The 23,233-nt window shown below is 68.3% G+C and carries 17 protein-coding genes and 1 pseudogene; 2 read left to right on the top strand and 16 right to left on the bottom strand.

Annotated elements, in window-relative coordinates; genetic code table 11:
* The 4 genes and pseudogenes from H5J26_RS04530 to H5J26_RS04545 form a co-directional block, all read right to left on the bottom strand.
* Positions 1-734: pseudogene (locus H5J26_RS04530) on the bottom strand (hypothetical protein); the annotation flags it as partial.
* Between the two features lie 129 nt (positions 735-863).
* Positions 864-1,322: a DUF6113 family protein gene (locus H5J26_RS04535; RefSeq protein WP_268932983.1), complete on the bottom strand. Its 459-nt coding sequence runs from the start codon at positions 1,320-1,322 to the stop codon at positions 864-866.
* Complete coding sequence (gene mshB / locus H5J26_RS04540) at positions 1,319-2,251, bottom strand: N-acetyl-1-D-myo-inositol-2-amino-2-deoxy-alpha-D-glucopyranoside deacetylase (protein WP_181764368.1); 933 nt, start codon at positions 2,249-2,251, stop codon at positions 1,319-1,321. Before mshB ends, H5J26_RS04535 begins: the two co-directional genes overlap by 4 nt.
* A gap of 42 nt (positions 2,252-2,293) precedes the next feature.
* On the bottom strand, positions 2,294-2,488 hold the full coding sequence (locus H5J26_RS04545) for a hypothetical protein (RefSeq protein WP_181764369.1): 195 nt from the start codon (positions 2,486-2,488) through the stop codon (positions 2,294-2,296).
* A gap of 218 nt (positions 2,489-2,706) precedes the next feature.
* Between H5J26_RS04545 and H5J26_RS04550 the strand changes: the two genes are divergently transcribed.
* Complete coding sequence (locus H5J26_RS04550) at positions 2,707-4,932, top strand: prolyl oligopeptidase family serine peptidase (protein WP_181764370.1); 2,226 nt, start codon at positions 2,707-2,709, stop codon at positions 4,930-4,932.
* Positions 4,933-5,097: 165 nt separating this feature from the next.
* Here H5J26_RS04550 and H5J26_RS04555 read toward each other — a convergent pair whose 3' ends face one another.
* From H5J26_RS04555 to H5J26_RS04575, 5 genes are all read right to left on the bottom strand, one after another.
* Positions 5,098-6,204, bottom strand: coding sequence for an ABC transporter ATP-binding protein (locus tag H5J26_RS04555; RefSeq protein ID WP_181764371.1), 1,107 nt, complete (start codon positions 6,202-6,204; stop codon positions 5,098-5,100).
* Positions 6,205-6,215: 11 nt separating this feature from the next.
* Positions 6,216-7,289, bottom strand: coding sequence for an ABC transporter ATP-binding protein (locus H5J26_RS04560; protein WP_181764372.1), 1,074 nt, complete (start codon positions 7,287-7,289; stop codon positions 6,216-6,218).
* Positions 7,290-7,299: 10 nt separating this feature from the next.
* Entirely contained in the window at positions 7,300-8,277 is a 978-nt protein-coding gene (locus H5J26_RS04565) for an ABC transporter permease (RefSeq protein WP_181764373.1), read from the bottom strand.
* A gap of 129 nt (positions 8,278-8,406) precedes the next feature.
* On the bottom strand, positions 8,407-10,200 hold the full coding sequence (locus H5J26_RS04570; RefSeq protein WP_181764374.1) for an ABC transporter substrate-binding protein: 1,794 nt from the start codon (positions 10,198-10,200) through the stop codon (positions 8,407-8,409).
* Between the two features lie 86 nt (positions 10,201-10,286).
* On the bottom strand, positions 10,287-11,330 hold the full coding sequence (locus tag H5J26_RS04575) for an ABC transporter permease (protein WP_181764375.1): 1,044 nt from the start codon (positions 11,328-11,330) through the stop codon (positions 10,287-10,289).
* A gap of 452 nt (positions 11,331-11,782) precedes the next feature.
* Here H5J26_RS04575 and H5J26_RS04580 point away from each other — a divergent pair, with 452 nt between their 5' ends.
* Positions 11,783-12,790, top strand: a complete 1,008-nt coding sequence (locus H5J26_RS04580; protein ID WP_181764376.1) for a hypothetical protein — start codon at positions 11,783-11,785, stop codon at positions 12,788-12,790.
* Here H5J26_RS04580 and H5J26_RS04585 read toward each other — a convergent pair.
* From H5J26_RS04585 to H5J26_RS04615, 7 genes are all read right to left on the bottom strand, one after another.
* Positions 12,754-13,887, bottom strand: a complete 1,134-nt coding sequence (locus H5J26_RS04585) for an ABC transporter ATP-binding protein (RefSeq protein ID WP_181764377.1) — start codon at positions 13,885-13,887, stop codon at positions 12,754-12,756. The genes H5J26_RS04580 and H5J26_RS04585 overlap by 37 nt on opposite strands.
* Complete coding sequence (locus tag H5J26_RS04590; RefSeq protein WP_309237772.1) at positions 13,877-14,905, bottom strand: ABC transporter ATP-binding protein; 1,029 nt, start codon at positions 14,903-14,905, stop codon at positions 13,877-13,879. The genes H5J26_RS04585 and H5J26_RS04590 overlap by 11 nt, the downstream gene beginning before the upstream one ends.
* A gap of 11 nt (positions 14,906-14,916) precedes the next feature.
* The gene (locus H5J26_RS04595; RefSeq protein WP_181764403.1) at positions 14,917-15,831 is read right to left on the bottom strand and encodes an ABC transporter permease; all 915 of its coding nucleotides are present in this window, start codon (positions 15,829-15,831) and stop codon (positions 14,917-14,919) included.
* 143 nt (positions 15,832-15,974) lie between these two features.
* Positions 15,975-16,898, bottom strand: coding sequence for an ABC transporter permease (locus H5J26_RS04600; protein ID WP_181764378.1), 924 nt, complete (start codon positions 16,896-16,898; stop codon positions 15,975-15,977).
* A gap of 14 nt (positions 16,899-16,912) precedes the next feature.
* A complete protein-coding gene (locus tag H5J26_RS04605; RefSeq protein WP_181764379.1) occupies positions 16,913-18,553 on the bottom strand; it encodes a peptide ABC transporter substrate-binding protein in 1,641 nt (546 codons plus the stop codon).
* Positions 18,554-18,791: 238 nt separating this feature from the next.
* Entirely contained in the window at positions 18,792-20,663 is a 1,872-nt protein-coding gene (gene typA, locus H5J26_RS04610; RefSeq protein WP_181764380.1) for a translational GTPase TypA, read from the bottom strand.
* 147 nt (positions 20,664-20,810) lie between these two features.
* Positions 20,811-22,856, bottom strand: a complete 2,046-nt coding sequence (locus H5J26_RS04615) for an ABC transporter family substrate-binding protein (RefSeq protein ID WP_309237774.1) — start codon at positions 22,854-22,856, stop codon at positions 20,811-20,813.
* Positions 22,857-23,233: the final 377 nt, after the last annotated feature.

The following is a 23,233-nucleotide window of genomic DNA, read 5'->3' on the forward strand; positions in this document are numbered from 1 at the left end:
CCGTGGGCCGGTGTCCCCGTGTCGTCCAGCAGCCCGTGGATGGCGCTGCGCGGGGTGCCGGTGGCAGGGGTGTCCGTACGCGGGAACGGGTACGAACCGGTGTCGTAGGGATCGCTCGAGCCGTACGGGTCGTCGACGCCGTAAGGGCTCCCCACTCCGTACGGGTCGTTCGAGCCGTATGCGGGGTCGCCGGCGCCCGGTGCCTGACCGGCGCCGCCCTGGCCGCCGGCACCGCCGGGACCTGCCGGTCCGGCCTTGCCCTTGCGGGGGGCGAACCAGTCGCTCGTCTCCTGCTTGAACTCACCACCGACAGACGCATCTTCGGGCGAACCCGGCGAACCGGGCACACCAGCGGGGCCTGAGGGCCCGTTGGCGCCCATGGGGCGCGGCGCGCCTCCCGTCTGCCCGTCGTCGGTGTGGATCGGCGTGGACGGCCCGGTTTCGGGCGTACCGACGCCGGTGTCGTCCTCGTTGACGGGCGTGCGCATCACGACGGGTGGAATGGGCCGCGAGCCAGGGATGTTGATCCGGATGCGGGTGGTCAGGGTCGTCTCGGTCTTGCGGTCCGAGGGCTTTCCCTTCGCGGCCGCGTTCGGATCCGAGCCCGCGCCCGACGCGCTTTCGGCGTCGGCGGAGTCCCCGGCGGCGCCGGGTCCGTACGGCTCGCTGCCAGGCGGGTACGAGCCGCCACGGCCCTGCGGCCCGGAGGACGAACGGTCAGTTTCACGACTCAAAGCAGGTACTCCCGGTTGGGTTCGCCGCCCATCATGCTTGTCCAAGAGCGGCTCGCCGGCGCGCACCACCATACTTGGGGTCGCCGTCCCGGGACCCGATCCCACGGAATCGCCTGGACAACGGCCTCATCAGCGGTACTTGTGCCCTGGCACTGGCGGTGCCGGCAGCGCGATCGTGGCACACATCACAGCGGCGAGCATCCCGCCCAGGAGAAAGACATATGAACCAACCCCCGCCCCGAAGAGGAAGTCGCCCTCCGGACGGGATGTCGTCAGCAGCACGACCGTGACCGCCCAGCCCACCCCGGGGGCCGCCGCTCCGACGCGCGTACGGCACAACTTGCCGCCGCCCCAGAAGAGTCCGACGGCTCCGGCGAGGGCGAGCACGAGACCGCCGGGGAACCAGCCGCTCTGCATCAGCGATCCGGCCGTCCCGGCCACCGCGCCGAGCACGAGAAGGACGAAGTAGACACCCATGCGCGCGATACGCGCGGAGGGCACGGGCGCCGGCCAGTCAGGCAGCTGACGCCCTGCGCCCTTCCCGCCCTCGGCGGGGCCGTCCCGGCCCTCGTCCTTGCCGCTCTTCATACGCCCACTCCTGCGAACAAGTCCTTTGCGATACCGCCGCCGTGATCTCCCGAGGGATGCGCGGAACGGTAGTACTCCGTGCTGAGCAACGGCTGGCCCAGGCCGTTGGAGAGCACGAACGAGTCCCCCACGACCGTGATCTGCGTCGCGTGCGCGCTCATGGCCCGCTTCTTCGCTTCCGCGTACGCACTGCCGTCGATCACGACGTCCACGGCCTCGTCGTCGTCCATCACTCCGGGTACGTCGGCGGGTTCGGCGACGGACGGGAAGGGGAAGTCCGTGCCGGGGTCGGCTGCCGCCGCCCTCAGCCGCGCGAATCCGCCCTCCAGGGCCGAGCGGGGAACGCAGTTCCAGTAGATCCGCGCCACCTCGTGCGGCTCGCCCGCTTCAGGTGCGCGCCCCGGGTCGGCCGCCAACTCGGCCGCCCGCATGGCCACGCGGTGCGCCTTGATGTGGTCGGGGTGCCCGTAGCCGCCGTCCGGGTCGTAGGTGACGAGCACCTGGGGGCGCACCTCCCGGATCACCGGGACCAGGTCCATGGCGGCTTCGTCCAGCGGCGTTCCCCAGAAGCTGCCGGGACGCTCGTTCGTGGACAGGCCCATCATTCCGGAGTCCCGGTAGCGGCCCGGTGCGCCGAGGAAGCGGTGGTCCGTGACGCCCACCCGGCGCATGGCCTCGGCGAGTTCGTCCATGCGGTGCGCTCCGAGCGGAGTCGGCTCACCAGCCGGGGCGTCCTCGTCCTGCTCCTGCGGTGCCAGATGGGCGAGCTCCGGCGGGATGACCTCGCCCTCCTCGCCCAGGGTGCAGGTCACCAGCGTGACGCGGGCCCCCTCGGCGGCGTACTTCGCCATGGTGGCGCCGTTGTTGATCGACTCGTCGTCCGGGTGCGCGTGCACCAGCATCAGACGGCGGCCGGGGGCTGTGCTCATCCCCCGACCCTACGGCTCCGCATCGCGCCGCCGGCCCAGAGGTCAGAACTTGATGTCGCCGAGCATTCCGGCCACGTTCGTGGTCAGCTCGTTGATGGTCGGCGCCACGGACGAGCTCGCCAGGTAGAAGCCCAACAGCACACAGACCACCGCGTGTCCGGCTTTGAGCCCGGACTTCTTCACGAGCAGCACGACGATGATCAAGAACAGCACGACCGCCGAAATCGAGAGTGCCACGACGGTTCACCTCCAACTACGCGCGGTCGGCAACGGATCCGGGCAGCATGAGCCCATGGCACGAGCGGGACACCGGCTTCATACCCGGCTCCCGCCTCGTGCAATGGATCATAACTATCCGTCAGATGGCATGGGCCGGGTGCACGGGTGCAGAGGAGGGGCGCATATTCGGTTCCGGCCACCGCACGGAGCCCCCACCAGGGCCTACGCTCTGCCACATGGCGACCACTTTCCCCCGGCAGTACGCACGCACCCAGCGGTTCTCCCTCGGCGCTCCGCGCGCGTTCACCGTCTCTCCGGACGGTCGACGCGTCGTCTTCCTGCGCTCCCTGGAGGGCACTGACCGGGCGAATCTCCTCTGGGTCCGCGAGCCCGACGGCCAACGCGAATACGTCGCCGCCGACCCGGCCCGCCTCCTGGAGGGCGCAGCGGAGGAGCTCTCGCCCGAGGAGCGCGCCCGCCGTGAACGCAGCCGCGAGGGATCAGCCGGCATCGTCGGATATGCCACCGACAAGGCGGTCGATCTCGCCGCGTTCGCGCTGTCGGGACGCCTCTTCACCACCGATCTCCGCACCGGCACGGCTCGCGAACTCAGCACGCCCACACCGGTCGTCGACCCGCGTCCCTCTCCGGACGGTCGGCACATCGCCTACGTGTGCGACGGCACCCTGCGCGTCATCGGCGCAGACGGCACGGGCGACCGTGTGCTCGCCGCTCCCGAAGCAGAGGGCGTCACCTACGGATTGGCCGAATTCATCGCCGCCGAGGAGATGCAGCGCAGCCGCGGTTTCTGGTGGTCCCCCGACAGCGACCGGCTGCTCGTCGCCCGTGCCGACGAGACGCCCGTGCAGCGGTGGTGGATCGCGGACCCGGCGCACCCGGACCAGGCACCCTCCGACGTGGCCTATCCCGCGGCCGGTACGCCCAACGCCGAGGTCACGCTCCACCTGCTGAGCGTCGACGGTGAGGAGCGCCGCCGGATCGAGTGGGACAGCACGTCCCACCCCTACCTCGCCCGCGTCCACTGGTCCTCGGGCGGTCCGCCGCTGCTGCTCGTACAGTCGCGGGACCAGCGCGAACAGCTCCACCTCGGCGTCGACCCGGGCGCAGGCACCACGACCACGCTCCACGCCGAACTGGACCCGGACTGGCTGGAGTTGTTCAGCGGCGTGCCGGCCTGGACGGCGGACGGCCGGCTCGTGCGCATCGACGACTCCACCGGGGCGCGGCTGCTGATGGTGGGCGATCAGGCGTTCTCCACGGCGGCCCTGCACGTGCGGTCCGTGCTCGACGTCAGCGCCGACGGGATCCTCTTCTCCGCCTCCCCGGGTGCCGGATCCACGCAGGGCGTCGTTGCCGCGTCCCACGGCACCTCAGGGGCGGCCGGCAGGGGCGTCGGCGACATCGGCGTCCATCTCGCGCGCTTCGCAACGGACGGCTCCTGTGCGGGTGTCGAGCGCCTGGCCGACGCGGACGACGACGGGACGGCCCATGTGGCCGGAGCGGTGCGCGGCGGCGACACTCTCGTGCTGTCCACGGCCTCGCTCGCTCAGCCGGGCGCACGGGTGCGCATCCTCCGTCTCGCAGGTGACGCGAGGTCCGGCCCCGACGGCGGGCTCCAGCCCGTCGACGCCGTGCCCTCGCACGCCGAACGACCCGGGATCGGCACCTCCCCGCTCCTGGTGCGCGCGGGCAAGCGCGAGATCCCGGCCGCCGTCGTGCTGCCCGACGGCTACCGGGACGGCGACGGACCGCTGCCGGTGCTGATGGACCCATACGGCGGTCCGCACGGCCAGTGCGTCCTGGCCGCGCACAACGCCTATCTGACGTCGCAGTGGTTCGCGAACCAGGGCTTCGCCGTGGTGGTCGCGGACGGCCGCGGCACTCCCGGGCACTCACCCGCCTGGGAGAAGTCGGTCTCCCGGGACATCGCCGACGTCACCCTCGACGACCAGGTCGAGGCGCTGCAGGCCCTGGCGGCGAGCCACCCCCTGGACCTCGGCCGTGTCGGCATCCGCGGCTGGTCGTACGGGGGTTACCTCGCCGCGATGGCCGTGCTGCGCCGTCCCGACGTGTTCCACACCGCCGTCGCCGGCGCTCCCGTCACGGACTGGCGGCTCTACGACACCCACTACAGCGAGCGCTACTGCGGCACGCCGCAGGACGACCCCGAGGTCTACGCGCGCTCGTCCCTTGTCACCGACGAGGGCCTGTCGGGCGCCGCCGAACAGCACCGTCCGATGATGCTGATCCACGGGCTCGCGGACGACAACGTCGTGGTGGCGCACACCCTCCGGCTCTCCTCCGCCCTGCTCGCGGCGGGCCGCCCTCACGAGATGCTGCCGCTGTCCGGCGTCACGCACATGACGCCGCAGGAGCAGATCGCGGAGAACCTGCTGCTGCTCCAAGTGGCCTTTTTGAAGCGCACGTTGGGCATGTCCTAGGGAGTGTCCGCAGCGTCGGGGGGGGCCGGCGGCACTGCCCGCCGCTCGCGCGTCCACGCCGCGAAAGGGCGCCGTACAACGCGGAGGGGCGCCGCCGCGAACTGCTCGCGGCGGCGCCCCTGAGGCTGCTGAGAGGGCCGTCACACCCCTTCCAGCTCTCCCGTTCTAGCTCTCCATCGCCTTGAGGGCCTTGTCGAGGACGATGTCCTCTTCGCGGGCCGTCGTCGAGCCCTCCTCGGGGAAGTGGCACGCGGTGAGGTGGCCCGCCGTGTTCCCCGAGATCTGGACCAGCGGCGGTTCCTCCGTGGCGCACTTGTCCTGCGCCTTCCAGCAGCGCGTACGGAAGCGGCAGCCGGAAGGCGGGTTGATCGGGGAGGGCACGTCACCGGCGAGGCGGATGCGCTCGCGGTCGTCGCTCTCTCCGTCGTTCAGCTTGGCCTCCGGCACGGCCGACAGCAGCGCGTGCGTGTACGGGTGGCGAGGACGCTGGTAGATCGAGTCGCGGTCGCCGACCTCGACTATCTTCCCCAGGTACATCACCGCGAGGCGCTGCGAGAAGTGCCGCACGATGGCGAGGTCGTGCGCGATGAAGACGAAGGCGATGCCCATGTCGCGCTGCACCTGCTGGAGCAGGTTGACGACCTGCGCCTGGATGGAGACGTCCAGCGCCGAGACCGGCTCGTCCGCGACGATCAGCTTCGGCTCCAGGGCGAGCGCGCGGGCGACACCGATGCGCTGCCGCTGACCGCCCGAGAACTCGTGCGGGAAGCGGTTGTAGTGCTCCGGGTTGAGACCGACGGTCTCCAGCATCTCCTGGATGCGCTTCTCGCGGCCGCCGGGCGGGTTGATGCCGTTGACCTCCATCGGCCCGCCGATGATGGAACCGACGGTCTGCCGCGGGTTCAGCGACGAGTACGGGTCCTGGAAGATCATCTGGATCTCGGAGCGTACGGGCGCCATCTGCTTGCGGTTGGCGTGCGAGATGTCCCGCCCCCGGTAGGAGATCTTCCCCCTCGTGGGCTCCAGGAGCCGCGTCAGCAGCCGCCCCGTCGTGGACTTGCCGCAGCCCGACTCGCCGACGAGGCCGAAGCTCTCGCCCGGCATCACGCTCAGGTCGATCCCGTCGACAGCCTGGACCGCGCCCACCTGCCGCTTGAAGGGGAACCCGCCCATGATCGGGAAGTGCTTCGTCAGACCCTCGACCTTGAGCAGGGGTTCGCCCGAACCCGGCACTGCGTCCTTCGGCTTGGTCAGGGTGAGTTCTTCGCTCATTGTCATTCTCCCTAGCCCAGCCGGGGTTTGATCTGCTCGATGAAGAAGGTCTGCTTCTGCTCAGCCGTGAGGTGGCAGGCGGCGCCACGTCCGGCGGGGAGCATCGGCCGGTCGCCGCTGCACGACTTGCCGCCGGCCACCTGGTCCACGTAGTCGCAGCGCGGGTGGAACGGGCAGCCGGGCGGCGGTGCGAGAAGGCTCGGAGGGGTGCCCTTGATCGGGACGAGCTCCTCGTTCACGTCGCTGGAGAGCCGCGGCATGGACGTCAACAGGCCCCAGGCGTAGGGGTGTTGCGGCGACCGCAGCACTTCCTCCACCGAGCCGCGCTCGACCGCGCGGCCGCCGTACATCACGAGGATGTCGTCGGCAACGTTGGCGATCACGCCCAGGTCGTGGGTGATGAAGATGATCGCCGAACCGAACTCCTGCTGGAGGTCCTTGAGCAGGTCGAGGATCTGCGCCTGCACGGTCACGTCCAGCGCGGTCGTCGGCTCGTCCGCGATGAGCAGGTCCGGGTTGCACACCAGCGCCATCGCGATCATGGCGCGCTGCCGCATGCCGCCGCTGAACTGGTGCGGGTAGTCGTTCACGCGCAGCTTGGCGTTGGGGATGCCGACCTTGTCCAGCATCTCGATCGCCCGCAGGTGCGCGTCACGCTTGGAGGCGCCCGTGTGCTTGCGGTACGGCTCGGAGATCTGGCGGCCCACCGTGTAGTACGGCGAGAGCGCCGTCAGCGGGTCCTGGAAGATCATCGCCATCTTGTTGCCGCGCAGCGACTCCAGGGTCTTCTCCCGGGCGCCGGTCAGCTCCTGGCCGTCCAGGAGGATCTGACCGGAGACGTCGGTCTTCTTCGGGTTGTGCAGCCCGAGGATCGACAGGTTGGTCACCGACTTGCCGGAGCCGGACTCACCGACGATGCCGAGGGTGCTCCCCCGCTCCAGGTCGAAGGAGAGGCCGTCGACGGCCTTGACGGTGCCGCCCTCGGTGTCGAAGTGCACATACAGGTCGCGTACGGACAGGAACGCGCCCGAGGCGCCCGCATCGCGCGGAGCCGGGACGTCCGCTTCCTTGGTCAGGGTGGTCACAGCGGTACTCCTAGGCCAGCCGCACGCGCGGGTCGATGAACGCGTAGGCGGCGTCCACGAGGACGTTGAACAGGACGATGAAGGTCGCCGAGAAGAGCATCACGCCCATCACCATGGGCAGGTCGGTCTTCTGCACGGATTCGACCGCGAGCTTGCCGAGGCCCGGCAGCGAGAACGTCCACTCGGTGATCATCGCGCCGCCGAGCAGCGAGCCGAGGTCCACACCGAAGATGGTGACGATCGGAATGAGCGAGCCGCGCCACGCGTAGCGGAAGAAGACGAACTTCCCCGACATGCCCTTGGCTCTCGCCGTACGGACATGGTCCTCCGCGAGCTGCTCGATCATCGAGGACCGCGCGAGACGTGTGTAGTTCGCGGTGAAGATGATCTGGATGACGAGCCACGGGATGAGCAGGCCCATGAACCAGGCCGCCGGATCCTCCGACAGTGGCACGTACTTGGGCTGATCGAGAAGTCCCAGATTGAACACGAACAGTGCCATCACCAGCGGCCCGACGAAGTAGATCTGCATCGAGCTGAGCACGAGGGAGGCGGTGCTGAAGACCTTGTCCGCCAGGGTGCCGCGCTTCCAGGCGGCGATCATGCCGGCGCCGAGACCGATGAAGAGGAAGACGACGGCTCCGCCGATGGACAGCGAGACGGTGGTCGGGAAGCGGTCCAGGATGGTGTCCCAGACGGGGTCCGAGTTGGCGAAGGAGTAGCCGAAGCACGGGGCCGGGCAGGCTCCTTGCGCGAAGTCCCGGCCGGTCACGATGCCCGACATGAACTCCCAGTACTGCACCGGGATGGGCTTGTCGATGCCCATGTTCTTTCGGATGACTTCCAGCGCGTCCGGTGTGCAGTTCTTACCGCAGGCGAGCATCGCCGGGTCTCGCGGTACCGCGTAGAAGAGGAAGAAAGTGACCGCGCTGATGACCAGCAGGATCACGATCGCGCCGGCCAGCCGGCGGCTGAAGAAACGTAGCATGACGGAACGCAGCTCTCGTGGGCAGCGGATTCGTGGGTGGGGGATACGGACCGGTGGTGCCCGCCCCCTGGGGGGTCCCCCCAGGGGGCGGGCACCACGTGGCCTCGTGCAACGGCGCTGAGAGCGCTGTTACTTCTTGACGTACAGCTGGGTCGGGTCGATGCCGCTGATGACGTCGTTCAGGACGACACCGCCGACCTTGGACCCGTGCAGCTGGATCTGCTTGTAGTACATGAGCGGGATGTCGGGCAGGTCCTCCTTGAGGATGCTGTCCGCGAGCTTGCCCCACTCCTTGGCTGCCGCGTCCGCGTCAGTGATCTTGGAGATGCGGTCCATCTCCTTGTTCATCTGCGGGTTGTTGTAGTGCGAGTAGTTCGACGCACCGTCCTGCACCTGACGGCCGTCCAGCGTCGGCGGAATCACCGTGGACGCGCTGGGCCAGTCGGCACCCCAGGAGGAGTGGTACATGTCGTACTTGTTCTTGGTCTTGCCGATCTGGTCGTAGTACGTGTCGGAGACGATGTCCTTGAGCTGGACGTCGAAGCCGGCCTTCGACAGGTTGTCCTTCGCCGCGATGGAGAACTCCTGCCACTCGGGCGAGTTCTGGAAGGCGAAGGTGAGCTTCATGCCGGACTTGCCGGACTCCTTGAGGATCTTCTTGGCCTTCTTCACGTCACCCAGCGGCTTCTTGGCCTTGCCGTAGGGGTCGGCACCCGTGTGACCTGCGACGGTCGGGCTGAGGTAGCTGCCGCCGAGCTCGCCGCCGCCGGAACCGCCGAAGGCCTGCATCAGCGACTTCGCGGGCAGCGCGTAGGCGATCGCCTCACGGACCTTCTTGTCCTTCAGACGGTCCATGTTGAAGGAGATCTTGCCGACGTAGGGCTGGTAGCCCGCCAGCGAGCGCTTCTTCACGTCCGGGTTGGAACGCACCTCCTGCATGCTGGAGGCGTCGACCTGGTTGCTGTAGCTGACCGCGGTCTTGTTCTCGGCGCTGTCCGAGCTGAGGCGCTTGGTGGAGGCCTCGTAGGAGACACCGAACTGGATGTCGTGCGAGTCCGGGTACGCGTGGCGCACCGCGTCCGTCTTCGGGTCCCAGTTGTCGTTGCGCACGAGCTTCATGCTCTTGCCGGACTTGAAGGACGCGACCTTGTACGGACCCGAAGCCACCGGCTTCTTGTCGTACTTCTCCTTGGTGTCGCCCTTCTCCTGGACGGCCGCGTAGCCGGCCATGCCCAGCGCGTACGGAAGGTCGGGCTGCGGGGACTTGAAGTGGAAGACGATCGTCTTGTCGTTCGGCGTCTCGAGGACCTTGTCCGGCAGGTGCTTACCCTTGTACGGACCGTCCGGCAGCATCTTGCGGTAGCCGGTTCCGCTCTTGCCGGCCAGCCACTGCTGGATGAAGACCGGGCCCTCCGAGACGAACGGCGCGAACTGCCGCTCGAAGGTGTGCCGGATGTCCTTGGACGTGATCGGGGAGCCGTCCTCCCACTTGACCCCGTCCTTCAGCTCGTACTTCCAGGTCCGGTCGCCGTTGGACGACTGGCCGCTGTCCTTGGCGAGGTCGCCGACGACGGTGTACTTGCCGCTGTTGTCGCGCTTGTAAGTGGTCAGGCGACGGTGGATGAGGGTCGACATGGAGCCCTCGTCGCTGACGTACATCTGCGCGGGGTCGAGGTGGGCGAAGCTGTCACGCTGGTAGACGGTCAGCACACCGCCCTTCTTCGCACCCTTGACCTCTTCCGCGGGCCCGGTCGACGCCTGCTCGTCACCGAACTCGTACTTCACCTGCTGCTTGGCGGCGTCGTCCTTGCTCACGCCCTCGTCGCCGCCGCCACCGCCGCTGCTGCATCCTGTGAGGATGAGCGCGCTGGCGGCGAGCCCCACGACGGAGACGCGCGCCGTACGCATTCTGAATCTGCTCATGGTGGTGGTAGCACCTGCCTGTCGGTTGTCTGTTGCTGCCTGACGTATAAGGCGCCGGGGTGGCAGCGCCCCCCACTTCTCGGTCTTCAACGTCCCGATTTCGGGTCGAAGGCGTCCCTGACCGAGTCCCCGAGCAGGTTGAACGCGACGATGAAGATCACCATCGCTACGCCGGGGAAGATCATGTAGGTGATGTCGCTCTGGTAGACCTCGGCTCCGGTGGCGAACATCCGGCCCCAGTCGGGCGTGGAGGCCGGCATTCCCACGCCGAGGAAGGAGAGTCCCGCGACGGCGGTGACGAAGTTGGGAAGCATGTAGGTCGACTGCACCAGGATGGGCGTCACCACGTTCGGCAGCAGTTCCTTGCGGACGATGCGCCAGGGCGGGGTGCCCGCGACCTTGGCCGCCTCGACGAACTCCCGCTCGCGCAGGGTCAGTACCTGACCGCGCAGGAGTCGCGCCAGCGTCATCCAGCCGAGCAGCCACATCACGAAGATCAGGACGGAGGCCCGCAGCCACGTGGGCATCTCGTCCTGGGGGTCGACCGCCAGGGCCCCGATGACGGGGACGAAGGCGACGAAGAAGAGCTGGCTCGGGAACGACATCATCAGGTCGGTGAGCCGGCCGAGGAAGTAGTCAGTCTTGCCGCCCAGGTAGCCGCCGGCGACACCGATCACGATGGCGAGCAGCACCGACAGGATCGCGATGACCACGGCCAGCGAGAGCGACGTCCGCATCCCGTAGACCAGCTGCATGAAGACGTCACGGCCCAGACCCGGCTCGAGGCCGAACCAGTGCTCGGAGTCGATGCCGCCGTTGGCCTTGATCGGGTAGCCGTTGTCGTTGAGCAGGCCCTCGCGCAGCTGCCCGTACCGCGTCCAGGGGTCCTTGCCGTACAGCGAGGAGATCACCGGGGCCAGGGCTGCGACCGCGAACATGGCGATGACGACGAACGCGGATATGACGCCCGCGCGGTCACGCTTGAACCGTATCCACATCAACTGACCGGGGGACCGGCCCACCTGCTGGTCACTGCTGCCTTCTTGGCCGACCGGCTCGGTGGTCAGGCCGACGCCGTCGGGATCTGGGGTCTCTGACCCGGCGATCGCGGCCTGGGATGGACTTGTCATTGTGATTGCGCCCCCGCGCTCGTCATCTATGCGGATAGATCCGGCTGCTGCCAGCTGGCATTGGGTGCCATGGGTTGAGGAGACTTTGCAAGTGAATAACTGCTCAGTCAAGGGGTACCGGCGGCAGCTTGTGGACCCGCAGCGCATCTTGAGCGAAGGTTTTGCAGATTGAGGTCCAAGCGTGCTTGACGACCTTCGAAGGTAATAGACATATCGTTATAAGAAGGCTTCAAACGCGTTAACACGACCGCAACTCAGTCGACGCTGCTCCGATATACGAACTCTCCACCCTGAACTTCGTACGGCCGTGCGGGTGCCGTAGGACCGGGCCGGAGCGGAGCCATGCCGCCCCGGCCCGGTCGCCCTCGGGGGCACAAGTAGGCTTGTCCGATGCTGTACGGGGCGAACCCGGCCGTACGGTGCGCGGGTAACCGCACCGCGGGGGGCCGGACATGAGTCAGGACAGGACGCTGAGACCCGGTGCGCGTGCCGCCGGCGCTCTGCTGCTGGCCGCGCTCGCCGTGCTCAACCTCGCCTGGATCATCCGGGACTTCGAGAAGGCCGCCACCGTCACCGACGCCTGGTGGATGTGGTCCGGGCTCCTCTTCCGGGCCCAGGACGGTATCTGGGCAAGCTCGTTCGTCGAACCCACGCTGCTCGTCCTCTACACGGTCTGCGCCGTGACCGTCGTGCTCTCCTCCTCCGCCGCCGGGGTCATGGTCTCCGCCGGAGTGCTCACCGTCGTGCTGCGCGTCCCCACCCTGTGGAATCTGAACGCCAGTTGGGTCCAGGGCGGCGTCTCCGACGGGCTCAGGAACAAGGTCCTCTTCAGCGCCGTCGCCATGCTGGTGCTCGCGGTCGCGCTCGTCGTCACCGCGGTGTCCGGCCGGCGGCCGGCAGCCGAAGCCGGGCCCGACGACGAGGGAGACGGCAGCTCGGTCTTTTCCAGCACGCGCGACGAAGCTCCCGCTCCGCCCACGAGCCGCGGGGGCTTCGCTGCCTCCTTGCTGCTGGGCGCGACGGTGGTCCTGCTCGTCTCGTGGGAGATCCACTCCTGGAACGAACAGGGCTGGAAGCTGTACTCACGCCACTTCACCGGCGACCGCAGTCTGGTCACGCTGCTCGCCGTCCCCGAGAGCTGGTACGGGTGGGCGCTGGCCCTGCTCTCCTTGACGGCCTCCGTCGCGGCCTGCAAGCACGCCCGCTTCTCCCGACCCCTCGGCATGATCGTGAGCGCGCCCCTGCTCGGGCTCGGCCTCTTCCATCTCTCCTTCGCGGCCAAGGCGGGACTGCTGGAGGACGTCGGCGTCCTCGCCCTGCGCGACCAACTGCGGCTGTGCACAGCGGTGTTCGAGATCGTCGCCGCCTTCGCCGTGCTGGCGGCCCTCGCCGGGCGCGGCGGGCAGTCCACCGGGGCGGAACCTCACTCCGGCCCGATCGGGTCCCTCTCCTCCGCGTAGTGGCAGGCCGAGGGATGGTGTGCGGATCCCTCCGCGTGCGCGAAGCGCTCCGGCACGGTCAACGGCGGTTCCTCACGCGCGCACTTCTCCTGCGCCTTCCAGCAGCGGGTGCGGAAGTGGCAGCCCGAGGGAGGGTTCGCCGGGGAGGGCACCTCTCCCTCCAGGACGATGCGGGTGCGTTCCGCCTCGGCGTCCGGATCCGGCACGGGCACCGCCGAGAGCAGTGCCTGGGTGTACGGGTGGGTGGGGTGCTCGTAGATCTCGCTCTCCGTGCCGATCTCCACGAGCTTGCCGAGATACATGACGCCGACGCGGTCGGAGATGTGCCGTACGACGGACAGGTCGTGCGCGATGAAGACGTAGGACAGATCGAACTCGTCCTGCAGCCGCTCCATCAGGTTGACCACTTGGGCCTGCACCGAGACGTCCAGGGCTGACACCGGCTCGTCCGCCACGATGACCTCGGGCCGCAGCGCGAGGCCGCGGGCGATGCCGATGCGCTGCCGCTGGCCTCCGCTGAACTGATGCGGATAGCGGTTGACGTACTCGGGATTGAGCCCGACCACGTCCAGCAACTCCTGTACCTTGCGCCGCCGTTCACCCTTGGGAGCCACCTCGGGGTGGATGTCGAAGGGCTCCCCGACGATGTCGCCCACGGTCATGCGGGGATTGAGCGAGGTGTAGGGATCCTGGAAGACCATCTGGATGTTGCGCCGTACGGCCTTCAGCGCCCGTCCGCTCAGCCGTGTGACGTCCTCGCCCTTGTAGAGGATGCTCCCGGCGGTGGGTGCCTCCAGATTCGTCACCAGCTTGGCCACCGTCGACTTGCCGCACCCCGACTCCCCCACGATGCCCAGGGTTTCGCCGCGCCCGAGCTCGAAGGAGATGCCGTCGACGGCCTTGACCGCCCCCACCTGCCGTCTGATGACGACGCCCTGGGTCAGCGGGTAGTGCTTGACCAGATCGCGTACTTCCAGGATCGCCTCGCGCGGCGCGTACGGGACGCCGGCCGGGGAGGCCGATTCCGCCACCGCCGGCCCTCCGCCTTCGGGGCCCCCCTGCTGCCAGGTCTGCGCCCCCGCACCGTCACTGTCCATCCAGGAGCTCCTTCCAGAAATGGCAGGCGCTGGCCCGGCCCGTGCCGACCTCGTACAGCGGTGGTTCGTCGGCCCGGCACACGGCGCGTGCCACCGGACAGCGCGGGTGGAAGCTGCACCCGGACGGGATGCGCAGCAGGCTCGGAGGCAGCCCCTTGATGGCGTTGAGCTGCTGCCCCTTCTGGTCGAGCCGTGGAATGGAGTCGAGCAGGCCTTTCGTGTACGGGTGGGCGGGGGCCCGGTAGAGCTCGCCGACCGGGGCGGTCTCCACGATCCGCCCGGCGTACATGACGGCGATCCTGTCGGCGACGTCGGCGACCACGCCCAGGTCGTGGGTGATCAGGATCAGGCCCATGCGGTACTCGCGCTGGAGGTCGGCCAGCAGCCCCATCACCTGCGCCTGGACCGTGACGTCCAGCGCGGTGGTCGGCTCGTCGGCGATGATCAGCTGCGGTTCGAGGGCCAACGCCATCGCGATCATGATGCGTTGGCGCATGCCGCCGCTGAACTGATGCGGGTAGTCGTTCGCCCGCGCGCGGGCCGCCGGGATCCGCACGCGCTCCATGAGTTCGACGGCCTTGATCCGTGACTCCTTGCGGGACGTGCCGCGGTGCACACGGAACATCTCACCGAGCTGATAGCCCACGCTCAGCACGGGGTTGAGCGAGGACAGCGCGTCCTGGAAGATCATCGCCATCCGGGCGCCCCGGATCCGGCGGCGCTCCTCGGCGGGCGTCTTCAGCAGGTCCCGTCCCTCGAAGAGGATCTCGCCGCCCGTGATGCGGCCGGGCGGGATGTCGAGGATGCCCATCACCGCCTGCGCGGTCACCGACTTGCCCGAGCCGGACTCGCCGAGCACGGCGAGCGTCTCCCCCGCCTCGACACCGAAGCTCACGCCGTTGACGGCATCGGCGACACCGTCCCGGGTGTGGAACTCCACGTGCAGGTCCCGTACTTGGAGCAACGGGGAGGGACCGGAAGAGGAAGGGGGAGGCGACTGGGCCTGTGTCTGGGTCACGTACGTCTCCCTCAGCGCAGCTTGGGATCGAGGGCGTCGCGCACAGCGTCGCCGAGCATGATGAAGGCCAGCACGGTCAGGCTCAGAGCGGCGGCGGGATAGAGCAGGATGTGCGGCGCGTTGCGGAACTGCATCCCCTGCGAGGCGTCCGAGATGTCGGCTCCCCAGGAGACGGTCGGCGGCTGCAGCCCGACACCGAGATAGCTGAGCGTCGCCTCGAGCGCGATGTACGTCCCCAGCGCGATGGTCGCGGTCACGATCACGGGCGCGACGGCGTTCGGCATGATGTGCCGGACCAGCATCCGTGCGTTGCCGGCACCCAGCGCGCGTGCGGCCTGCACGTAGTCGTTCTGCTTCGCCGAGATCACCGATCCGCGCGCGATGCGCGCGATCTGCGGCCACCCCAGCAGCACGATGAACGCGACGACCGTCCAGACCGAGCGGCTTCCCGTCATCGACAGGAAGACCAGTCCGCCGAGCATGATCGGGATGCCGAAGAAGATGTCGGTGAGCCGGGAGAGCAGGGAGTCCCACCAGCCGCCGAAGAAGCCCGCGAGCCCGCCCAGCGCACTGCCCGCGAGGGCGACGCCCAGCGTGGAGCAGATGCCGACGGTGACGGACGTACGGGCGCCGTACACCACGCGCGTGTAGACGTCGCAGCCCTGGGTGTCGTACCCGAACCAGTGACCCGGGGAGGCCGGGTCCAGCGACTTGTTCAACTGGCAGGACAGCGGGTTGCGGGTCGCGATCAGACTCGGCCAGACCGAGACGACGACCAGGAAGAGGATCAGCAGCCCGGACACGATGAAGACGGGGTTACGGCGCAGATCGTGCCACGCGTCCGACCACAGACTGCGTGCCTTCCCCGGCGCGGGCTCCTGCGGAGCGAGCGGCGTCTCCAGCAGCTCGCCTTCGAAGGAGGCCAGGTCCGCTGCCGCGCCGCCGGCCTCCCCGGTGACCGCGGGCGGATCCTCGGGGGCCGAGGGGCTCTCGGGTGCACGCTCAACCACGCGGCACCCCCGGGTTCGTCGAGGTGGTCGAGGGAGCGCGGTCCGGGGTGCCGGTGAGTTCACGCATAGCGGATCCTCGGGTCGAGCACGGCGTACAGCAGGTCGACGATCAGGTTCGCGAGCAGGAAGACGATGACGAGGATCGTCACGAAGCCGACGACGGTCGGCGAGTTCTGCCGGACGATGCCCTGCCACAGCTGGAAGCCGACCCCCTGGATGTTGAAGATCCGCTCGGTGACGAGGGCTCCCGCCATGAGGTTGCCGACGTCCGTGCCGAGGAAGGTGACGACGGGGATCAGGGAGTTGCGCAGCAGATGGCGTCCGGTCACCCGGGAGCGCGGCAGCCCCTTGGCGACGGCCGTGCGTACGTAGTCGGCGCGGGCGTTCTCGCTGATGGAGGTACGGGTGAGCCGCGTGACGTAGGCCAGCGACAGCAGTGCGAGGACCAGCCCCGGCAGGAGCAGTTCACCGACCGGGGCAGCCGGTGAGACCGCGGGCTGGATCCAGCCCCACTTCACCCCCAGCAGGTACTGCGCGAGGGTGCCGGTGACGAACGTGGGCACGGAGATCACGACCAGCGTCATCATGAGCACCGAGCTGTCGACCGGACGCCCGCGCCGCAGACCGGTGATCACACCGAGCGCGATCCCCACGACGACCTCGAAGACGATGGCGATGATCGCCAGCCGAAGCGTGATCGGGAAGGCGGTGCGCATCAGCTCCGTGACGGGCTGGCCGTTGAAGGCGTTGCCGAAGTCACCGGTGAAGATGTGCGCCATGTAGAGCAGGTACTGCTGCCAGACAGGCTTGTCGAGGTTGAACTCGGCACGCAGCTGGGCGGCAGTGGCGGGGTCGGGCGCCCGGTCGCCGAACATCGCGTTGACCGGGTCGCCGACCGCGTAGACCATCACGAAGATGAGGAATGTGGTCCCGATGAACACCGGGATCATCTGGAGCAGTCGTCTGATGACGTAGCGCCCCACGGGCCGTCACACTCTCACTTGACTCTGACGTCGGTGAATACCGGAACCGAGAAGGGATTCAGCCTGACATCGCTGACCCGGTCCGAATAACCGGCGTTGCCGTCCTGGTACCACAAGGGAATGGCGGGAAGGTCCTCGAGCACGATCTTCTCCGCCTGCTGGAACTTGCTGACCGCCTCCGACTGCCCGGCGGCGTTGGCCTCGTTCATGAGTTTGTCGACGCGGTCGTCGGAGTATCCGGAGTCGTTGGACGAGGCGTCGGTGTAGTACAGCGGCTGCAGGAAGTTCTGGATCAGCGGGTAGTCCATCTGCCAGCCGGTGCGGAAGAGGCTCGTGAACTTCTTCTCCGCGATGTCCTTGCGGAATTCACCGAAGGTCGGGACGGGATTGACGCTGCACGCGCCGTCCTTCTTGAGGGTGTTGTTGATGCTGTTGCACACGGCGTCCATCCACTGCCGGTGCGATCCCGTGTCGACGTTGGAGGTGATGCTGACCTTGCCGCCGGGCAGACCGCCCGCGTCCTCGATCAGCTTCCTCGCCTTCTTCGGGTTGTACGAGCACGTCTCGCCGCACAACCCGGGCTTGTAGCCGCCGGACTTCTTGATCACCGGCGAGGTGAGATCCGTGGCCGGCTTCCGGGTGCCGTGGTAGATCTTCTGCGCCACCTCGTCCCGGTTGACGGCCATCGACAGTCCGCGTCTGACCTGCTTCGCCTTCTCGGTCCGCCATTCCTTCTTGTAGAGCGGGAAGGAGAGGGTCTGCAGAATTCCGGCGGGCTGGTTGATGTAGCGGCCGTCGAGGTCCTTCTTGGCGTTCTTGAGCTGCCCGGCGGGGAGTTCGTCGAAGATGTCGAGGTTGCCGGCCTGCAGATCGGTGTAGCCGGTGTTCTGGTCGGTGTAGACCTTCAGCTCGACGCCCTTGTTCCGGGGCTTGTCCGGCCCCGAGTACTTCTTGTTCACCGAGAGCCTCATGGCCTGGCCCTTGGTGTAGGAGTCGACCTTGTACGGGCCGTTGCCGATCGGCTTCTTCAGCCAGCTCTCGTGGTCCGTGTAGAACTTCTTCGGCAGCGGTGAGAAGGCCGCGTAGCCGAGCGTGTCCGGCCAGAGGGAGAACTTCTGGTTGAGCTTCACCTTGAAGGTCCGCTCGCCGGTCACCTTCAGGCCCGACATCGTCTTCGCCTTGGGCTTGGCGCTCTCGTCCGTGGGGTGCACGTCTTCGTAGCCGTCGATGTACTCGAAGAAGTACGAGCTGACCTGCTTGTTGGTGACCAGCGCGCCGTAATTCCAGGCGTCCACGAAGGACTTGGCGGTCACCTTCGTCCCGTCGGAGAACTTCCAGCCCTTCTTCAGGGTGATGTCGAAGTTCTGCTGGTCCTTCGTGTCGATGGACTGGGCGACGGCGTTCTCCGCCTTGCCCGAGTCGGGGTTGTAGCGCTTGAGTCCCCGGAACGTCATCTCCAGGACCTTGCCGCCCTGCACCTCGTTGGTGTTGGCCGGCTCCAGCGGATTCTGCGGGTCGGTCCAGAAGGCCCGGACGATCCCGGCCGACGAGCCGGCGGTCGTGCCGCCCCCACCTCCCCCGCCGCAGGCGGCAGCCGCCAGGGTCACGGCCGTCACACAGCCGAATGCCCACGTGACACGCGTGGCTCCACGCATGGGGTGCCTCCTCCGTACCGCAGACGTCTTGCCTTGCGGACCAGATAACACCCTTTGTGCATATTCATCGCGGCGCCCCGACGGCCGTGCGCGCATCGCCGGGGCGGAAACCCCCTAATGCCGGAGGGGAATTCGGGCCTCGCTACGCCGATTTCGCGGCGGGACAAGCAGAGGCCCCCCATTCGTCCGGCCGGGTGACCGGAGAATGAGGGGCCGAAGCCTTACGGGAGGCGGGCCGTCAGCGCTTGGCGCGTGCCGCCGCGCGCCCACGCGCCTTCTGGTCGAGCTCCACCTTGCGGATGCGCACGGTGTCCGGAGTGACCTCGATGCACTCGTCCTCGCGGCAGAACTCCAGGGACTGCTCGAGCGAGAGCTTCCGCGGCGGCACCAGGTTCTCCGTGGTGTCGGCGGCGGCCGCACGCATGTTGGTGAGCTTCTTCTCCTTGGTGATGTTCACGTCCATGTCGTCGGAGCGTGAGTTCTCACCGACGATCATTCCCTCGTAGACCTCGGTCCCGGGCTCGATGAAGATCGTCCCGCGCTCCTGGAGGTTCATCATGGCGAACGGGGTCGCCGAACCGGGCCGGTCCGCGACGAGCGAGCCGCTGCGCCTGGTGCGCAGGTCGCCGAACCACTGCTCGTGGCCCTCGAAGATGCTGTGCGCGATGCCGGTTCCGCGCGTCTCGGTCAGGAACTCCGTGCGGAAACCGATCAGTCCGCGTGCGGGAACGATCCACTCCATACGGATCCAGCCGGACCCGTGGTTGGTCATCGTCTCCATGCGGCCCTTGCGAGTCGCCATCAACTGCGTGATGGCGCCCATGTATTCCTCGGGAGCGTCGATCGTCATGCGCTCCACCGGCTCGTGAAGCTTGCCGTCGATCTCCTTCGTGACGACCTCCGGCTTGCCGACCGTCAGCTCGAACCCTTCGCGCCGCATCGTCTCCACGAGGATGGCCAGGGCGAGTTCACCACGGCCCTGCACCTCCCAGGCGTCGGGACGCTCGGTCGGCAGGACGCGCAGCGAGACGTTGCCGATGAGTTCGCGCTCGAGGCGGTCCTTCACCAGCCGGGCGGTGACCTTGTGACGCTTGCCGCCCTTGCCGACCAGCGGCGAGTTGTTCGAACCGATGGTCATGGAGATCGCCGGCTCGTCGACCGTGATCAGCGGCAGGGCGACCGGGTTCTCCGGGTCGGCGAGGGTCTCGCCGATCATGATGTCGGGGATGCCGGCGACGGCGCAGATGTCGCCCGGTCCGGCGGCTTCGGCGGGCTTGCGCGTCAGCGCGTCCGTCATCATCAACTCGGTGATGCGCACGCTCTGTTCGGAACCGTCGCGCTTCATCCAGGTCACTGTCTGACCCTTCTTCAGCGTGCCGTTCTTCACGCGCAGGAGCGCGATCCGGCCGAGGAAGTTGTCCGCGTCGAGGTTGGTGACGTGCGCCTGGAGGGGCGCGTTCTCCTCGTACGTGGGAGCCGGCACCGTCTCCAGCAAGGTGGTGAAGAAGGGCTCGAGGCTGTCGCTGTCGGCCGGGACGGTCCCGTCCTCGGGCTGGGTCAGCGAGGCGACGCCGTCGCGTGCACACGCGTAGACGATCGGGAACTCGATCTGCTCCTCGTCCGCGTCCAGGTCGAGGAAGAGGTCGTAGGTGTCGTCGACGACCGCGGCGATACGGGCGTCTGACCGGTCCGTCTTGTTGATGCAGAGGATGACCGGAAGCCGCGCTTCCAGGGCCTTGCGGAGCACGAACCGGGTCTGCGGCAGCGGCCCTTCGGAGGCGTCGACGAGCAGCACCACAGCGTCCACCATCGACAGACCGCGCTCGACCTCGCCGCCGAAGTCGGCGTGGCCGGGGGTGTCGATGATGTTGATGACGACGGATTCACCGCTGCCCTTGGGGTGGTACTTGACCGCGGTGTTCTTGGCGAGAATGGTGATGCCCTTCTCGCGCTCCAGGTCGTTCGAATCCATCATTCGGTCGTCGACCGATTCCAGCTGGTGCGCGGCGAAGGTCCCTGCCTGCTTGAGCATGGCGTCGACCAGGGTGGTCTTGCCGTGGTCGACGTGGGCGACGATTGCGACGTTGCGGATGTCATGGCGCGTGGGCATGGCTGGCTGCGCTTCTCCCGGATCGTGGGTGGGACGCGGTGCGTCGGTGCCTCTCACGCGCCCTGCCGGGCTGATCTCGCCGCGGCTCCGTCAACCATGGTAAGGGCCGACCACCCTACGACCTATTTCCGCCCTCTCTCCCGGGCTCTACCGCTCGTAGCCGATGTCCTGATAGCGCGGCGTGTGGAAGCCGAAGGCGCCCGCGTTGGCGATGTTGTCGCGGGCTCCCACCAGCTGGGGCCGCTGGTAGAGCGGTACGGAGCCGGCCGCGGCCCAGATGCGGGCGTCGGCGCGCTTGATCAGGTCGTTGCGGGCTCCGTCGTCCAGTTCCGTCGACGCCTGGTCGAAGAGCTGGTCGATCTGGTTGGTGCCCACGCGGGTGTAGTTCTGCTCCACGAGCAGCGAACCGTCCGCCGCAGCCGCCGGCTTGGCGAAGATCGGGCGGGCGTCGGTGGCGGGGTAGGCGGTGCCGGGCCAGGAGTACAGGGCCAGGTCGTAGTCGCCCTGGGCGATGTGGTTGGCGAAGTAGTCCTCGTCGGCGACCTTCTTCATCTGCGCGCGGACGCCGATCTTGTTCAGCGCCTTGGTGATGCGCGCGCCCGTCGCCCTGATCGACTGGGAGCCGGGGCCCGCGGGGAGCACGAAGCGCAGGGTCAGCGGCTTGCCGCCCTTCGTCCGCATCATCTTCGCCCCGCCGTCGGAGAGCAGGCGCAGCTCCTCGGCGCCGGCCCGGGCGTGCGTGGCCCTCTCCAGAGCCGCACGGGCCTTGCGCACCTTGCGGTCGGAGCCGCTCTCCTTCGCCTTGTCCATCTGTACGCGCGCGGCCTGCTCCAGCAGCGAGGCCCGCTGCCCGGCGGTGACCGGGGAGAGGGTGAGGGGCTGACCGGCGAGACGGGCGGCCTCCGCGGCGCTGACGGGAGCCACGCCCGGTGCCGCACCTGCCCGGTTGTGCGAGCTGCTGTGCTGGGCGCCTTCACGGGAGGCCTTCTTGCCGTCGTCGGCCTTCTTCGCGTCCGCGCCCTCGGTGGGCTTGGACTGGGTTGACCCGTCCTTCCAGCCGGCCTCGGCGAGGAGCGACTGGGCCGACTCCACGTCCTGGTCGCCCAGGGCGTCGCTGTTGTCCGCGTATCCGTCCTGGTCGATCATCCGCAAGTGGCTGCCGAGCGCCTTGACGGGCAGTCCCGTGCCGCGGAGCGCGTGCTTGGCGATGGCCTCTCGGTCGATGGCGCGGGCGACGGCGCGGCGCACGCGCTCGTCCGCGAGCGGCCCCTCGGCGCCGTTGAGCGCGAGCTGGGTGTAGGCGGGCTCGAACGCGTGCCGTACGGCGATGTCGCGGAGCTGCCCGTCCAGCCGTGCCTGCTCACGCGTCTGCTTCTTCGTCAGGCGGCCGTGCTCGCGGTGCTCGCCGCGCTCCTTCGCCTCGCTCTTGGCGTCGCCTCCGCCACCGTCCTTGTGCGCACGGACGATCCGGCGAAGCGTGCTGACGTCGATCTCGGCCAGGTCCAGCTGTCCGCTCGCCAGCGCCTTCTGCCGCTCGTCACGCGGTACGACCCGCAGAACGATCCGCTTCAGCTTGGCGGGGTCGCCCCACCAGCGCTTGTCGCGTACGAGGGTCACCGACGTGTCGTCCTCGTGGACCTTCTTGACCCGGAAGGGGCCCGCCGAGTTGGTCAGGGAGGCCCGGGCGCCCTTGTTGAAGTCGTCGGCGTGGGCGGTCACGGACGTCGGGTACAGCGGCGTGAAGAGTGACTTCCAGTCGGAGTACGACTTGCGGAAGACGACCTTCACCTCGTTCGGGGCCGAGCCCTTGGTCACCGACTTGATCCGGTCGTAGCCCGCGTTGCGTGCCGCGCTGAACGACTTCCGCTTGCCGCTCAGAGCCTTCCACTGCGCTTTGAAGTCGGCCGCGCCGACCTTCCGTCCACTGCTCCACTTCGCCTTCGGGTTGAGCTTGTAGACGACCGTCTGCCGGGGCTTCTTGTCCGTGACGTCGGCTGCTTCGAGGTAGTCGGTGTTCAGCTGCGGGCGGGCCGCGGAGTCGAGCGTGAAGAGGGAGGGCAGCGTCGCGCCGGTGACCCGTTCCGTGGAGGAGTCGGCCATCGGCTGGAAGGCGTTGAGGGTGCTGGGCAGCGAGTCGATCGCCCAGCGCATCGTGCCGCCGGAGGCGACGTGTTCGCGGTCGAGGTGGGGCACGTCCCTGGACGCACCGCTCCCGCCCCCTTCGGAACTCGGCCCGTCGTCGGAGGAAGTGCACCCGGCGAGTGGGATCAGAGCGCCGGCCAAGAGAAGTGCGAGGGAACGCCGGGTGGCTGCGTCGAGAGCTGGCACGGCTGGCATGGCTGAACCTCCGGGGCTGACCGCGGACGGACTGTGCTTGCACGCCTGCCGGAATGAGCACATTCGGCGGCATAGGCGTTTCATCACATCTATCGACCACTGAAGGGGAGGCGACGCGTCGCGGCGCGGAGGCTCGGCCGGGCGAGACGGCACGCCACCCAGAGGGAGCAGGAGCGGCGACGGGACCCACGACGTCAGACCTGTGGGATACCTTTGACTCAGTCAAGGAAATC

The sequence above is a fragment of the Streptomyces albidus (ex Kaewkla and Franco 2022) genome, assembly GCF_013870515.1.
Taxonomy (GTDB): Bacteria; Actinomycetota; Actinomycetes; order Streptomycetales; family Streptomycetaceae; genus Streptomyces; species Streptomyces albidus.

Excerpts from the sequence above, each read along its gene's own strand:
- H5J26_RS04535 (WP_268932983.1), bottom strand. The coding sequence starts at position 1,322 with ATGAAGAGCGGCAAGGACGAGGGCCGGGACGGCCCCGCCGAGGGCGGG.
- mshB (WP_181764368.1), bottom strand. The coding sequence starts at position 2,251 with ATGAGCACAGCCCCCGGCCGCCGTCTGATGCTGGTGCACGCGCACCCG.
- H5J26_RS04550 (WP_181764370.1), top strand. The coding sequence starts at position 2,707 with ATGGCGACCACTTTCCCCCGGCAGTACGCACGCACCCAGCGGTTCTCC.
- H5J26_RS04555 (WP_181764371.1), bottom strand. The coding sequence starts at position 6,204 with ATGAGCGAAGAACTCACCCTGACCAAGCCGAAGGACGCAGTGCCGGGT.
- H5J26_RS04565 (WP_181764373.1), bottom strand. The coding sequence starts at position 8,277 with ATGCTACGTTTCTTCAGCCGCCGGCTGGCCGGCGCGATCGTGATCCTG.
- H5J26_RS04570 (WP_181764374.1), bottom strand. The coding sequence starts at position 10,200 with ATGAGCAGATTCAGAATGCGTACGGCGCGCGTCTCCGTCGTGGGGCTC.
- H5J26_RS04575 (WP_181764375.1), bottom strand. The coding sequence starts at position 11,330 with ATGACAAGTCCATCCCAGGCCGCGATCGCCGGGTCAGAGACCCCAGAT.
- H5J26_RS04580 (WP_181764376.1), top strand. The coding sequence starts at position 11,783 with ATGAGTCAGGACAGGACGCTGAGACCCGGTGCGCGTGCCGCCGGCGCT.
- H5J26_RS04585 (WP_181764377.1), bottom strand. The coding sequence starts at position 13,887 with ATGGACAGTGACGGTGCGGGGGCGCAGACCTGGCAGCAGGGGGGCCCC.
- H5J26_RS04605 (WP_181764379.1), bottom strand. The coding sequence starts at position 18,553 with ATGCGTGGAGCCACGCGTGTCACGTGGGCATTCGGCTGTGTGACGGCC.
- typA (WP_181764380.1), bottom strand. The coding sequence starts at position 20,663 with ATGCCCACGCGCCATGACATCCGCAACGTCGCAATCGTCGCCCACGTC.